Here is a 14,733-nt window from a genome sequence, read left to right on the forward strand (position 1 = left end):
CGCCGGAATCAGGATCCAGAAGGGAGACGGGCATGAGCCCCGACAGCGCGTTCGCCGGCCGGTGGGAGGAATCCCCCGGGTTCGGCAACCACCCCCTGGCCCAGGTTCTGTCGGTGTCCCGGGCGCCCCACATCGAGTCGCCCGAGGCCGGCTACGAGCCGCTGCTCGCCTACTGCGGCACGGCCTTCGGCAGCCGACCCGAACTGCACTATCTCACTCACTTCGGCACCGGCTTCTTCGACTTCTCCCTGGACGTGTTCGATCACGAGGCATGCAGATCACGCTACGGCGGTCGTACGCCGGACGAGCTGCGCGCCGACCACCAGAGCGCCTGCCGTCACCTGGTGATCTGCACAGAGCGGTTCGACAGGATGCTCGCCGACCTCAAGTCGGGCGACCTGATGCGGACCCTGATCGCCTCGGCGGACGGGGCGCTGTCGTGCCACCGCGTCCGCCCCGACCAGTACCTCGTGGGGGCCACGCTGCACCCCGAGTCGGCCGACGACATGGACACTCTGACATCGGTCGCTGTCACGACCGTCAGGACCGACATCTACGGCCTGTCCGACGAGATGCCCGGCGGACTCAAGGACGTGACAGTCACTCCGATCGACGTGCCCGCCGAGCCGCTGGAGCAGCGCAGGGGCGAAAGCTGCCCGGACGACGTGCATGCCGCGTTCATCAAGCTCTGCGCAACAGCCGTTAATGCGGACGACCTCCACTATGCGGCACTTTTCCGTGACTACACATTTTGCGCCTCGGCCGACGTGCTCGGCTCGCCCAGGTTGTCGCAATGGTTCTACAACATCGCCACGGAAACGCGCAGAAAGCTCTACGAGAGCCTGGGCGGCGAGATGCGGCAGGAACTGGCCCAGCTCACCCATGCGGTCAGGACCATCGTGCGGCAGCCACTCGACCGGCTGGTCCTCGACGTCCAGGAGGGAGCCGTCTACGTCTACCGCATCGGGCGCGAAGGCGACCTGCTGGTCGGCGTGACGCTTAGGCAGCCCGCCGTTCACGCGGCGGAAAAACGGCTGCGTGATCTGCTGGCGGGACTGCGCCGAAATGAAACGTTCACGCAAATACCCGACGACTTCCCCTTCGCCTCTGAGCAGGGGTGATGACAGTGAAACCTGGAGTATGCAGACAGCTGACCGCATAACAATGGCCGCGGCGCGCGTTGTCTTCTAAACTTGATTTCCCCGCGGTCCGAATTCAGCAGATCGCGTGACTCACGGGTCGGTGAGCCCCGCATGAGATCTTTCGGCACGGGAACGGAGACGGCGACACGGCGACTGGGTCTGATGGCCGTCGTGGTGGCGCTGGGGCTGGCATGCGCCTCGGTAGCGGGCCTTGACAGCCCGACGAGTACGCCGATCTACGTCTACGGCGTCACGACGCTACTCGCGATCGGCCTCTACGGCAGCGCCTCGGGCATTCCCAGAGAGGCCATGAGAGACCTGCACCTGCTGCTGGTCGCTGTGACCTTGGGCGTGGTGCTCAAAGCGTTGTTGATCGCTGGCGTGATGTTTCTCGTCATGCGTGAGCCCGTCGCCCTGGTACTCGGCATCACCGTGGCCCAGATCGACCCGCTCTCGGTCGCCGCCATGGCCGGCCGCTCGCGGCTGTCGCCCCGGGCGCAGGCGCTGCTGCGTGCCTGGTCCGCCTTCGACGATCCGATCACGGCGCTACTGATCCTTTATGTCTCCGCGTTCGCACTGGACTGGAGCGGCATCACCGGTCACGTGGCCGGTGCCCCCGCCGACGCGGACACCGTCTCTTATCTGCTGAACCTGACCGCCAACCTCGGGTTCGCGGCCAGCGCGCTGTTCCTGTGGGCGGGAGCGCGATGGCTGCTGCGGCGAGGAGCACGCGGGAACACGCCGCATCCCGCGACGACCGCCCTGATGCTCCTCTTCTTGGCCGTGCTCGTCACGGTCGCGGTGTTGAACTATCTGATGCTGGGCATCGCACTGGTCGGGCTGTTCTTCCGCCCCCTCGCCCCCAAGGTGGTCGATCGGGTCAGCAGTGGTGCCCTGATGCTGGCCGGCTTGGCTCTGGGCATGCTGCTGGTGCACGGTATCGACCCGCTGCTCGGCGTGGTGCTCGGGCTGGCGGCGTTCGGATCGCAGGTCCTCGTGGGGTACGCGCTCACATACCGGCTGCCGCACAACGACCGTGGCTATCTCATGCTCGGCCAGCAGAACGGAATCACGGCCATCGTCCTGTCGCTGACGCTCGAACCTGCCTTCCCCGGCGCCGTGGGTATCGTCGCGCCGGCGATCCTCACGGTGAATGTGCTGCACATCGTCTCGAACAACTGGTGGGCACGCCGGCTCGAGACAAACCCATTGCCTCCCGTCACGCCCGCTCCCGACTGGCTCCCCGCCCCCTGGCGCAGAGCCCGCCGGTGATCGGCACGATCAATCAGGGCCGGGCCGCGGCCAGCGCCGCGCCCAGCACTCGGTCGCCCAGATTGTCCAGGGCCTGAGCGGCCTCGCCACGGCGAATCGACCTGCTGGTCTGTTCGGTGGCACTGGTTTCCGTGGCGTAGGGGGCCGCGGTCAGCGCCAGACTCTCGAGCTGGAACAGCGGGAGGACCTCGGCCGTCGTGGTGTACGTGCGGCAGATCAGGCGCAGGCGTTCCTCCTGCTCGCGCGACAGCGGCCTGGGTTCGTCGTCTCGGTGTGCGGTGCGCAGCCATTCCGCGACGGCCTCGCGAAATGACTCGATCAGCCGCTGGAACACCACTGCGACGCCGGCCGCCTCGAACAGGGCGCGCGAGGCCAGCCTGCGACGTGGCAGCCCTGGCGAGGCGCTGGCGAATGCCTCCTTGAACAGGTCGTTGAGCCCGCCCAGCGCCTGCACCGCGGTGAGAGCGCGATCAAAATGCCATTGGAGCTCCTCCGGCAGCGGTCCACCGGCGGAGAGCCGTTGGGAGGCGCCGGGCGGCAACGGTGTCCGGACCTCCGAGATCCCGCGTTCGATGAAGGCCAGCCGCCGGTTCGCCTCCCCGCCGAAACGGTCGATCCGCCCACTCATCTGCTCCATGAAGCTCTGTGTGTAGGCCTGCTGGAGGGCAAGCCGGTCCACGTGGCGGCGCAGGGTGGTCATGTGGTCTTCCTGCGTGGTGCTCTCGATGCGGCGCAGCGTGGCGGTCACCTGGCCGCGCAGCATCTCATTGAACGGCTCCTCCTCGTAGACAAGGGGCTGGCGACCGAGCAGCGACGCGGCCTCCTCCCGCAGTGCTGCCGAGAGAAAGCCGTTGACGACCAGGATCACCTCCAGGCGTGGCGCCTCCTCCAGCCGCCGCCCGATCTCTTCCAGATCCTCCTGCTGCAGCACGGAGCCGACGATCATCACAGCCACCCCTGGGCCGTCCTCCCACAGCGGTATCCAGAAGTCGACGATGACGCCCTCGAGCCGGTGGTCGGCCTTCCAGGACAGGCCGGCCGCCTGGATGACCTGCCGTACGGAGGCACGCACGTCCTGGAAGCTCGAGCGTTCGTACTGCTCGCGCACCACAGTGCGAACGAGATCGTTGTTCACGGGGAGCTGATCCCGCTCGGCACGCCCCCAGACCTGCCCGCACAGAGTGATCGCCTGACGTGGTATCCCGCTGGTCAGCCCCTCGATGTAGGCGATGGGCCCTGCCGGGAAACGATGCGCCTCGCTGTCGAGGGCGTTATGAACGTACTGGCCCAGTTCAGCAGTCGTGAAGGGAGCCAGGCGGTATGTGCGCAGGCGCTCTCTGGTGCTGGCCGGGAGGCTCTGCTGGATCTCGGGCATCGCGCACATGACGACCAGGCCGTTGCTGTCGATGAAGACGTTGAGCATCCGTTCGACCGACTGCTTGACCAATTGAGTTCGCCGGTCGTCGGATCCGGCCAGCAGCTTGTCGAACTCGTCGATGATGAACACGAATCTGTAGCCGACACGGCCGTACACGAAGGCCAGCACGTTGAGCGCGTCGAACGCCGAGGACTCCCCGTCGATCAGTGTGGTGATGCCGTACTGTTGCAGCGTTTTGGAGGCGGGCCTGCCCTGCAGCCATTCCCAGACGCTCTGTTCGTGTTCGGGGATGAGCGCCAGCGTGAACGCCTTACTGAAGTTGGCAATCTCTGTCACGCGCAGCAGGTGCCTGCGGAGCTGATCGCGAAGCGCGCTTTCCACCAGACCGAAGTGCTCGACCACCTTTCGCGGATCATATACGCCTTGACGCAACCCTTCGGCGAGCCCACTGGTGGCCTTCGACCCTTCGAGGTCGTCGGCCAGGACCATCGCGTAGTAGTCCTTGAGCCGGTTGTAGAGGTCGAATCTGTCCAGCTGCCCGACGAGCGTGGTTCGGTAAATGGTCGCGAAGTCTCCCGCAGGGCTGTCGAGGATGAGAGGGCGTATCTTGGACGTCTCGTCGAAAATGATTCGATGCGCTATCACCTGAGCGAGATGGGTCTTGCCGATGCCGAGCTGGCCGACGATCAGCATCCCTTTCCACGAACTGGGTGACGACGGGTCGGGCCGCCCAGCAAGGTAGGCCTCCACGTAGTCCAGCGCGCTGCGCACGCCCGGCGTCTCGATCGTGGCGGGCGTGAGCCGGCTCCCGCTCCACGCCCGATAGGGGGAGAGCCGGTCGATGGCCACGTGGGGGAATGGATAGGGGCGCCCGGAGGGCGGGTTGTCACTGTTGTCGCCACTCATTCCGTTCACCTTTCTTCATCTACGCAGATCCTTCAAATTGAGAGCTGAATTGCGCATATAGAATCTCTCGACGTACTCGTAGGTGATGACCTTGAGTCCGCTTCTGACAGCCTCCCTGTAGCATTCGAAAAACAAAATTTGAAGCGCCTTCATATTTCTCAGCGAGTCTATTTTCTGGAGCATATCATCCAGTTCCACCTGGGTGATCGACAATGGTATTTGCGAGGACTTGCTCCGATCCATCCGTGCTTGCACGAATTTCCAGGCGTCACCATTGTCCAGCAGGCCGAGTTTCAGTGAGGTGTGCACCGCGCTCACCGGGATCACGGTTTCCCATTCCCGCTGCACCTCACCACTGCCGCTCTCGGCGAGGAAGATGATGTTCTCCCGGTTCTGGGCGATCTTGTAGTACATGTGGATCTCCCCCGTCACCTTCGTCGGGGGCAGGATGACGACGGCCACCGGCCGCTCCGCCAGCAGATCGCTGAGCCTGCTGTAGCCCAGCCGAGGGTCGGTATAGCCGTTCAGCTCCTCCCAATACTCGGCCAGGTTGGCTTCGACGTTCAGCTTCATCACGAGCAGGCTGTAAATCAGCCGGAAGCGCTCCTCCGAGGCGTCCCCGACATCCTCATCGTGCAGGTCGACGATGATCGCGTTCCTGCCCTTGCGAGGTAACCCCTGATCACGGTGCAACCAGGAGGCGCACCGATGCGCCAGGGAGGTCTTCCCGCAGCCGCTGTCACCGACGATGGTGATCAGGTGCCCCCTGTTCGGCAGCACGCGATCATCGCTGAACACCCTGACGAACCGGTTGAACTCGGCCTCGCTGCTGTCCACGTCGACATACAGCTCCTTCTCGGGCACCTTCCAACGCCAGGGGCACAGCGGAGGATGGGACTCAGGGCCCGACCCCAGCGAATGGAACCCGAATGGGTTGTCATCCAGTGGCGGTGTCATTTCAGCGCCTCCGGATGCCGGAGCCGGGAAGGCAGGAGCGGATCGGGCGGCTCAGCGCCGTCGCGACGCTCTCCACCTCCGCGTCGAAGGTGTCGAGCTCTTTGCGTAACCTGGTCACCTTCGACTGACGAGCCGGCACGTCTCCGCTCCAGAAGTTCGCATCGCCTTCCGCGAGGTCGTCGCCCTTCACGCGCTCCTTGAGCTTCCTCGCCTGATGCCACGCTGAGTGAAAGGAGATCACTCGGCCGATCTGCCGGAGGAGGTCAGTCCGGCGAAGCCGTACGGTCACCGCGTCCGGGCTCTTACCTCGCACCCATTCGGACGCGTAGGTTTCGATCGCCGCGCGGAAGTCCGCCACCGCGGTGCGCAGGGCGTCCGCGTCACGGACGCCACGATCGATGGCGGCTCGCCACCCCGTCGCGAGAAAGGTGAGCAGCGCCCCGAACGCGGCGGGCACGAGGACCTCTCCCATTCTGACCCAGAACGGCTTCGACTCCGTCACCTTGACCTGGGGCTCGGAGGCGAGGAGAGCCCGGCAGGCACGATCAAAGTCCGTTTTGTGATTGTCTCGCCACGTTTCTAGATCGATGGCCTTGTTGTCGACCCATAACTGACCTGTCGACAGCGAAGGCGATGGCGAAGCCAGACCGAGCGACCCCGCTGCGGCAAGGAGCTCCGGCCGATGATCCGGCGATAGACAGAACACCGTCATAGTGTCATCCGGGGGTGCCGCACGACTTTCTTCGGCCAGGACCGAAAACAGGAGTACGGTCGGCACCAAAACGACATATGAGAGGATCATGAGCGTGGCCCTTGGCTTCCTCCACATGCCTCCACCTTCGGTCATTTTCCTTACGCAAGATAGTCCTACTTCTCCGTCCGTAGATGCGCGTTCGCGATATGTCCCCCCAAGGCAGGATGTCATCGACAATAGCCATAAACCATCCTTTATGCGGCGCCAGTCATTCTTCGTAACATACGAGTGGATGGATGAGCCTCAGACAGAGGATCTTCACCGTCGCTCGCAGGCCGGCCCAACAGGGCCACTCCAGTCCAGTCAAGTGCAGAAATGGGCGCACTCGCGAGTAACATGCGTCCGCTCCGAGGGGATGACGGTCACATGACCCCGGAAAACGCAGAGGCGATTCTCCAGGAATACTTCGCCCCCTGGATCAAGCAGCTCGGCCTCCGGGTGGAGGAGGTGGGCGAGCGTCACGCCGTCGTCCGGCTGCCCTGGTCCGACGATCTGGCCAGGGAGGGCGGCGGGCTGTGCGGGCAGGCCATGATGGCGGCGGCCGACACGGCCACGGTGCTGGCCATCGCGTCGGCGCGGGGCGGGTTCGTGCCGATGACCACGGTGCAGCAGGCCACGACGTTCCAGCGGCCCGTGGTGGGCAAGGACGTTCTACTCGACGTGCGCATCACGAAGCTGGGGCGGACACTGGCCTTCACCGAGATCACGCTCACGGCCGAGGGCGCGACCGAGACGGCCGCCCACGCCACCACCGTCTACGCGATCATGGGCTGATCCCGCCCGCATAGCCGCCCGGCTTACCTCTCAGGTAATCGCCAAGCCGTACCGACCCGGGGAGACTGTCGCATGCCCGCATCACTGAAACGGATTTTGGGGATGAATCATGACGACTTACGACACCGTGCAAGAGTTGCTGCGGCGGATCGGCGAGGGTGACGTCGAGCGGATCGCCGAGTTGTTCGCCGAGAAGAGCGACTGGCGCTTCAACTGGCCCGCCGAGGGGCACCCCTCGGTGCCGTGGATCCGGCCCCGTTCCAGCCGCAGTGACGTGGCGGAGCACTTCCGCATGCTCGGGTCGTACCACGTGCCCGAGCTCAACGGCACCACCGTCACGCGGATCCTGGTCGACGGAGACGACGCCGTCGTGCTCGGCGACATCTCGCAGACCGTCGCCGCCACCGGCCTGTCCTACACCTCCCCGTTCGCCCTGCACCTCACGGTCACCGACGGCCTGATCACCCGCTACCACATCTACGAGGACAGCCTCACCGTCGCCCGCGCACACTCCGGCAGCGCCACCGCGTAGGCCACCACGAAGACCGCCACGAAGACCGCTACAGAGGCCGCCACGGAGGCCACCGCGGACGCCACCACGAAGGACCACCGCAGAGGCCGCCACAGAGGCCACCGCGGACGCCAGCACGAAGGACCGCCGTGGAGACCTCCGCCTCATGATCGGCTTGTGATCGGCTTGCTCGCCGTCGTCCCACGCTCCCACGACCCGCCCGCCCACCCGCCCACCCACCTCTACGAGCACCTTTCAGCAGGTCCTGGCGTTCACGCGTCTCAGCGATCTCTCAGGTGTGGAAAGTAGGCTCACCGCATGAAGCGTGTGGCCGCCCTGGTTGCGGCACTCGCCCTCATCGGGGTGACGGCGTGGCTCGTGTGGCCGTCGGCTCCGGAGGTGCGGGGTCAGGACCAGCGAATAACCGTCGTCGACGGACCGGACGACGACCAACGGGTCGAGCTCGATACGACGTTCTTCCCGCCGCCTGACGGTGGGAAGGCGCCTGCCGTGCTGCTCGCCCACGGGTTCGGCGGCAGCAAGCAGAGCATGCGCGACCAGGCGGTGCGCCTCGCCCAGCAGGGCTACGCCGTACTGACCTGGTCGGCGCGCGGCTTCGGCCGCTCGACCGGGCAGATCGCGCTCAACTCGCCCGACTACGAGGTCAAGGACGTCAAGCAGCTCATCGACTGGCTGGCCAAGCGCCCGGAGGTCCGGCTCGACGCCTCGGGCGACCCGCGCGTGGGCATCGCGGGCGGCTCGTACGGCGGCGCCATCGCGCTGATGACCGCCGCCTACGACCATCGGGTGGACGCGATCGTCCCGCAGATCACCTGGTCCGACCTGGCCGACGCCCTCTTCCCCAACGCCGCCGCACAACCGTCTGGCGCGAGCACCACCGCCGCACAGTCTCCTGGCGCGGGCACCGCCGCCCAGCCGTCCGGGGCGAGCCCCGCCGCGCGGCCTTCCAGTGCGGCCGTCCAGTCGGACGATGAGGCCGCCATGAGCGGGGTCTTCAAGCGCATGTGGGCCGGGATCTTCTTCGGCCAGGGCGTCTCGCTGGACGCCACGTCCTTGCTGAGCCGCAGGGAGACGGCGGCCGGGCCGGTGACGGTGGAGCAGGCGCGGTGCGGCCGGTTCCGGCCGGAGATCTGCGACATCTACCAGCGGGTCGCCGAGACCGGCCGGGCCACGCCCGAGGCCGTCGAGCTGCTGCGCAAGTCCAGCCCGATCACCGTGGCCGCGCAGATCAAGGCGCCGACCCTGCTCATCCAGGGTCAGCGCGACTCGCTGTTCCCCCTCGGCCACGCCGACGCCAACGCCAGGGCCATCGCCGCCCAGGGCACGCCGGTGAGCCTGGCCTGGTTCGACGGGGGCCACGACGGCGGTAACGGCGAGACCGACTGGCTGTTCGACCAGTCGGTGGCCTGGTTCGCGCGCTACCTCAAGGGCGAAGGCGCGGGGCAGGCCGGGACGCCGGTGAGCGCGTTCACGGTGACGCGCGACGGCGGGCGCGACCCCGGCACCCGGCAGCGCATCCGCCTCCACCCGGAAGCCGCCTCCTACCCGGGCCTCGCCGGCACCGCGACCACCTCGGTCAGGCTGAACGGCCCCGAGCAGAACATCGTCAACCCGCCCGGCGGCGCCCCGGCCTCGGTCTCCACCGTGCCCGGCCTCGGCGGGCTGCTCGGCGGCCAGAACACCGGCGGCGTGTCCATCGACATGCCGGGCCAGAGCGCCGCGTTCGAGTCCGCGCCGCTCACCGCCCCGCTCCAGCTCACCGGCAGCCCCACCGTCCGGGTCCGGGTGACGGGCGAGGGCGAGGCCACCCTGTTCGCGAAGCTGTACGACGTCGCCGACGACACCCAGCTGCCCACCCTGCCCGCCGGTCTGGTGGCGCCCGTCCGGGTGACGATCCCGGAGGACGCGGGCAGCGCGGAGGCCACGATCAGCCTGCCCGCCGTCGACCACCGCTTCGCCGTCGGGCACCGGCTCCGCCTGGTCGTCACCACCACCGACATGGGATTCGCCACGCCCGCCCAGCCGGCCGCGTACCAGGTCGCGCTGGCCTCCCCCGCCGTCACCATCCCCACGGTGAGCACGCTCGCCGCCGCTCCCACGGGGGTGGCGTGGTGGGTGTGGGCGATGCCGCTCGCCGCCGTGCTGCTCGCCGCCGTCCTCCTGTCCACGGGCCGCTCCCGCCGCCGTCCTGTCCTCACGACAGCCGGCCAGGGCGGGGCCGCGCCGTCGGCCACACCGGACGCACCTCTCGCCGCACCCGCCCTGAACGGCACGCCACAGGACGCTTCCGCCAGCAGCGCCAAGCACGACGCCAACGCCGACGCCACGAACGGGGCAACAGGCTCCTTCCCCACGAACGGTGCAGCGTATGACGCCGACGCTGGGAGCGGGGCGGGGCACGACGGCACCGCACGTCCCGGCGGTGGCGATGCGAACGGTGGTCACGCCGACGTCACTGCCGACGATGGCAGGGCCGACGGTGGCCGTGGCGCTGACGGGGACGCCGGCCATGGCGATGGCGCAGGCGCTGGCAGCACGAGCAATGGTGTCGGTGGTGATGGCTGGAGCGAGGCCGGTGCCGGTATCGGCGGCGGCAGTGGTGTCGCCGCGGTGGCCGGCGGCGGGGTGCGGGGCGGTGCTGTCCGCTTCGAGGAGGCGGCTGGCGACGGTGCGGGGGTGCCGCTGGAGATCAGCGGGCTCACGAAGGCGTACCGGAACGGGGAGCTGGCCGTGAACGACCTGTCGTTCCGGGTGGAGCGGGGGCAGGTGCTCGGGCTGCTCGGTCCCAACGGGGCGGGTAAGACGACCACGATGCGGATGATGATGGGGCTCATCCATCCGGACGCCGGTGAGATCAGGATCTTCGGGGAGCGGGTCAGCCCGGGGGCGCCCGTGCTGTCGAGGCTCGGGTCGTTCGTGGAGGGGCCCGGGTTCCTGCCGCACCTGTCCGGGCGGGACAACATCGAGCTGTACTGGGCCGCCACCGGCCGGCCCAAGGCGGACGCGCACTTCGAGGAGGCTCTGGAGATCGCGGGCCTGGGCAAGGCGCTGGAGCGGGCGGTGCGTACGTACTCGCAGGGCATGCGCCAGCGGCTGGCCATCGCGCAGGCGATGCTCGGCCTGCCGGACCTGCTCGTGCTGGACGAGCCCACCAACGGGCTCGACCCGCCCCAGATCCGGGAGATGCGGGAGGTGCTCAAGCGGTATGCGCGCGACGGTCGTACCGTGATCGTGTCCAGCCACATGCTGGCCGAGGTGGAGCAGACCTGCAGTCACGTGGTGGTCATGCGGCGCGGGCGGCTGGTGTCGGCGGGGCCCGTGTCGCGGCTGCTGGGCTCGGCGGCGGCCGTCAGGAACGGGCACGGGCCGCGCCTGGAAGACGTGTTCCTCGATCTCATCGGAGACAAGCCATGACCACCGCGACCGGCTACGCGCCGAACCGCACGCTGCCGTTGCGGGTGGAGTTCGTCCGGCAGTTCAAGCGGCGCCGGACGCTGGGCATGTTCGCGTTGCTGCTGGCGCTGCCGTGGGTGCTCGTGATCGCGTTCCAGATCGGGCCGCAGTCAAGCTCACAGGGGCAGTCGGCGCTGCGCATGTCGGATCTGGCGACGCAGAGCGGGCTGAACTTCGCGGCGTTCGTCCTGTCGGTGTCGGCCAGTTTCCTGCTCGTGGTGGCGGTCGCGTTGTTCTGCGGCGACACGGTGGCGAGCGAGGCCAACTGGTCGTCCCTGCGCTACCTGCTGGCAGCGCCGATCCCGCGTGACCGGCTGCTGCGGCAGAAGCTGATCGTGGCGCTCGGCTACTCGGCGGCGGCGGTGATCGTGCTGCCGCTGATGGGGCTGCTCGCGGGCACGCTGGCGTTCGGCTGGGACGACATCACGGTGCCCGGCACCGGCGAGACCATCCCGGCGTTCGACGTGCTGCCGCGCTTCGGGATCGTGATCGGGTACGCGCTGGTCAGCCAGCTCGTGGTGGCGGCTCTGGCCTTCCTCATCTCCACCATGACCGACTCCCCGCTCGGCGCGGTGGGCGGGGCGGTCGGGCTCTGGATCGTCTGCACGATCTTGCAGGCGGTGGAGGCGCTGGGGGTGCTGCGCGAGTTCCTGCCGACGTTCTGGAACAACGCCTGGACCGACGCCCTGGTGCCGGAGCTGGACTGGAGCGGGATGGCGAAGGGCGCGTCGGTGTCGGTCACGTACGCGGCGATCCTGATCGCGATCGCGTTCCGCCGCTTCCGCCGCAAGGACGTCACCAGCTGAAGGCGGTCGATCCCGCGGTTCCGCCGCAAGGACCTGACCAGCCGGGGGCCGCCTTCCCAGCGTCCCATCGTGAGGGCGTCGGAGGCTGGAAGAGGGCGGCTGCGGCTCCGTCGGGAGGGCGCCGGGAGCTGAAGGAAGGCGGCTGCAGGGTCCGTCGGGAGGGCGTCAGGAGCTGGAGAAAGGCGGCTGCGGGGCCGGTGGTGGGGGGATGGGGTGGTGCTGCGGGTGGGTGGTCAGTCGGTGGTCCAGTCGAAGGCTTTGGTGACGGCCTTCTTCCAGCCGGCGTACGCCTTCTCGCGCCGCTCCTCGTTCCACGTCGGGTTCCAGCGGCGCGACTCCGCCCAGTGCGCGCGCAGCTCGTCGGTGTCCTGCCAGTAGCCGACGGCGAGGCCGGCGGCGTAGGCGGCGCCGAGTGCGGTGGTCTCGGCGACGACGGGGCGGCTGACGGGGACGCCGAGGATGTCGGACTGGAGCTGCATGCACAGGTCGTTGGCGGTGACGCCGCCGTCCACGCGGAGGACGTCGAGCACGACGCCGGAGTCCCGCTGCATGGCCTCGACGACGTCGCGGCTCTGGTAGCAGATGGCTTCGAGGGTGGCGCGGGCGAGGTGGGCGTCGTTGTTGTAGCGGGACAGGCCGACGATGGCGCCGCGGGCGTCGGCCCGCCAGTAGGGGGCGAACAGGCCGGAGAAGGCGGGCACGAAGTACATGCCGCCGGAGTCGGCGACCTGACGGGCGAGCGTCTCGCTCTGGGCCGCGGAGGTGATGACGTGGAGCTGGTCGCGCAGCCACTGGACGGCGGAGCCGGTGACGGCGATCGAGCCTTCCAGGGCGAAGACGGCGGGCTGGTCGCCGAACTTGTAGGCGACGGTGGTGAGCAGGCCGCTCTGGGAGCGGACGCGGTCGGTGCCGGTGTTGAGCAGCAGGAAGTTGCCGGTGCCGTAGGTGTTCTTGGCCTCGCCGGGTGAGAAGCACACCTGGCCGACGGTGGCGGCCTGCTGGTCGCCGAGGATCGCGGTGATCGGCACTTCGCCGCCGAACGGCCCGTACCGGGTGGTGGTGCCGTAGCCGGCGGGGTCGGAGGAGGGGCGGATCTCGGGGAGCATGGCGCGGGGGATGCCGAAGTACGACAGCAGCTCGTCGTCCCAGTCGAGCGTGTCGAGGTCCATCAGCATGGTGCGGCTGGCGTTGGTGACGTCGGTGACGTGCACGCCGCCGTTGACGCCGCCGGTGAGGTTCCACACGGTCCAGGTGTCGGTGTTGCCGAAGATCGCCTCGCCGCGGTCCACGGCCTCGCGGACGCCGGGGACGTTCTCGAGAATCCACTGGATCTTGCCGCCGGAGAAGTAGGCGTCGGGGCGCAGGCCGGTCCTGTCGCGGATGACCTGGCCGCGTTCGTCCTGTTCGAGGGCGGCGGCGATGCGGTCGGTGCGGGTGTCCTGCCAGACGATGGCGTTGGAGTACGGGCGGCCGGTGCGCGGGTTCCACACGACGGTGGTCTCGCGCTGGTTGGTGACGCCGAGGGCGGCGAGGTCGCTGTCGTGCAGGCCGGCGCGTTGCAGGGTGGTCTGGATGACGGCGGCGGTCCTGGTCCAGATCTCGATGGGGTTGTGCTCGACCCAGCCGGCCCTGGGCAGGATCTGCTCGTGTTCGAGCTGGAACTTGGCGACCTCGGCGCCCTCATGGTCGAAGATCATGAAGCGGGTGCTGGTGGTGCCCTGGTCGACGGCGCCGACGAAGTCCGGCATGGTGCTCTGCTCTCCCCTGATCGGTCAATCGAACCCTGGTCGGTCGGGCTCTGGTCGGTCGGGCTCTGGTCGGTCGGGCTCTGGTCGGTCGGTCCAGCCCCGGTCGGTCCACCCCGGTCGGTTCAGCTCTGGTCGGTCCACCCCGGTCGGTTCAGCTCTGGTCGGTCCAGCCCTGGCCGGTCGGGCTCTGGGTCAGTCGGACGGCTTCACGGTGTCGCGGTCCTCGCCCTGGGGGAGGAAGCGGGCGATGCACGCCTGGTAGAGGCCCGCGCCGAGGACGCCGCCGATCAGCGGGCCGACGATCGGCACCCAGAAGTACAGCTCGCCGTACTGGTCGCGCCAGGCGCCGCCGTAGCCGGTGAGGAAGCTGGCCAGGCGGGGGCCGAAGTCGCGGGCCGGGTTGATGGCGTAGCCGGCGTCGGTGCCGAAGGACATGCCGATGCCGACGACGAGCAGGCCGATGACGAACGGCCCGAGGTTGGCGCTCGGTGCCATGTTGGCCGTGTCGGACAGGGCGAAGATGACGAAGAGCAGGATCGCGGTGCCGATGATCTGGTCGCGCAGCCCGCCCCACATGTCGACGGGCAGGGTGCCGTTGCCGGGCAGGGTGGAGAAGACGATCTGGGTCTTGAGGGTGCGGCCGGGGTCGGCCATGGCCAGCACCTCGGAGTAGTTCCAGCGCACGATGAGGGCGGCGACGAAGGCTCCGGCGGTCTGCGCGACGACGTACGGCAGGACCTTGGGCCAGGGGAAGCCGCGGAACAGGGCGAACCCGACGGTGACGGCGGGGTTGAGGTGCGCGCCCGTAGTGCGCCCGGCGACGTAGACGCCGAGCATCACGCCGATGCCCCAGGCCCAGGCGATGCTGTCGTGGTCGCCGAGCTGGGCGGCGACGACCTGGGCGACGACACCGGCGCCGAACAGGATGAGCACCATCGTTCCCGCGAACTCGGCGACGAGCTCCCCCGTCAGCCCTCTCCGGGCTTCGCGTCCGGCCACCGGTCACCTCCT

11 protein-coding genes are annotated in these 14,733 nt (G+C 68.3%); 6 read left to right on the forward strand and 5 right to left on the reverse strand.

The annotated features are described in order from the left end of the window. Positions 1-32 precede the first annotated feature (32 nt). Positions 33-1,121 (forward strand): hypothetical protein, encoded by a 1,089-nt coding sequence (locus KIS93_RS19730; RefSeq protein WP_080036213.1) that lies wholly within the window; start codon positions 33-35, stop codon positions 1,119-1,121. A 183-nt stretch (positions 1,122-1,304) separates the two neighbouring features. Continuing rightward, a complete protein-coding gene (locus tag KIS93_RS19735; RefSeq protein ID WP_080036212.1) occupies positions 1,305-2,414 on the forward strand; it encodes a cation:proton antiporter in 1,110 nt (369 codons plus the stop codon). 13 nt (positions 2,415-2,427) lie between these two features. On the opposite strand, the gene KIS93_RS19740 is transcribed toward KIS93_RS19735, so the two are convergent. The 3 genes from KIS93_RS19740 to KIS93_RS19750 form a co-directional block, all read right to left on the reverse strand. Beyond that, complete coding sequence (locus KIS93_RS19740) at positions 2,428-4,641, reverse strand: hypothetical protein (protein WP_155126270.1); 2,214 nt, start codon at positions 4,639-4,641, stop codon at positions 2,428-2,430. Positions 4,642-4,713: 72 nt separating this feature from the next. Beyond that, on the reverse strand, positions 4,714-5,562 hold the full coding sequence (locus tag KIS93_RS19745) for a P-loop NTPase family protein (protein WP_080036210.1): 849 nt from the start codon (positions 5,560-5,562) through the stop codon (positions 4,714-4,716). Between the two features lie 94 nt (positions 5,563-5,656). Continuing rightward, entirely contained in the window at positions 5,657-6,367 is a 711-nt protein-coding gene (locus KIS93_RS19750) for a hypothetical protein (protein ID WP_155126267.1), read from the reverse strand. A 408-nt stretch (positions 6,368-6,775) separates the two neighbouring features. On the opposite strand from KIS93_RS19750, the gene KIS93_RS19755 reads away from it, so the two are divergent. The 4 genes from KIS93_RS19755 to KIS93_RS19775 all read left to right on the forward strand — a co-directional run bounded on the left by KIS93_RS19755 (position 6,776) and on the right by KIS93_RS19775 (position 11,974). After that, on the forward strand, positions 6,776-7,183 hold the full coding sequence (locus KIS93_RS19755; protein WP_080036208.1) for a PaaI family thioesterase: 408 nt from the start codon (positions 6,776-6,778) through the stop codon (positions 7,181-7,183). Positions 7,184-7,292: 109 nt separating this feature from the next. Continuing rightward, positions 7,293-7,715: a nuclear transport factor 2 family protein gene (locus KIS93_RS19760; protein WP_080036207.1), complete on the forward strand. Its 423-nt coding sequence runs from the start codon at positions 7,293-7,295 to the stop codon at positions 7,713-7,715. A 297-nt stretch (positions 7,716-8,012) separates the two neighbouring features. Continuing rightward, on the forward strand, positions 8,013-11,129 hold the full coding sequence (locus KIS93_RS65430; RefSeq protein WP_246005324.1) for an alpha/beta fold hydrolase: 3,117 nt from the start codon (positions 8,013-8,015) through the stop codon (positions 11,127-11,129). Further along, entirely contained in the window at positions 11,126-11,974 is an 849-nt protein-coding gene (locus tag KIS93_RS19775; protein WP_080036206.1) for an ABC transporter permease, read from the forward strand. The genes KIS93_RS65430 and KIS93_RS19775 overlap by 4 nt, the downstream gene beginning before the upstream one ends. Positions 11,975-12,207: 233 nt before the next feature. Here KIS93_RS19775 and glpK read toward each other — a convergent pair whose 3' ends face one another. Together glpK and KIS93_RS19785 are read right to left on the reverse strand one after the other, a co-directional pair. After that, positions 12,208-13,722: a glycerol kinase GlpK gene (gene glpK, locus KIS93_RS19780; protein WP_080036205.1), complete on the reverse strand. Its 1,515-nt coding sequence runs from the start codon at positions 13,720-13,722 to the stop codon at positions 12,208-12,210. 192 nt (positions 13,723-13,914) lie between these two features. Next, positions 13,915-14,721 carry an MIP/aquaporin family protein gene (locus tag KIS93_RS19785; protein WP_080036204.1) on the reverse strand — a complete coding sequence of 269 codons (807 nt, stop codon included), beginning with the start codon at positions 14,719-14,721 and terminating at the stop codon, positions 13,915-13,917. Positions 14,722-14,733 lie beyond the last annotated feature (12 nt).

Source organism: [Actinomadura] parvosata subsp. kistnae (genome assembly GCF_900323885.1).
GTDB classification, from domain to species: domain Bacteria; phylum Actinomycetota; class Actinomycetes; order Streptosporangiales; family Streptosporangiaceae; genus Nonomuraea; species Nonomuraea composti.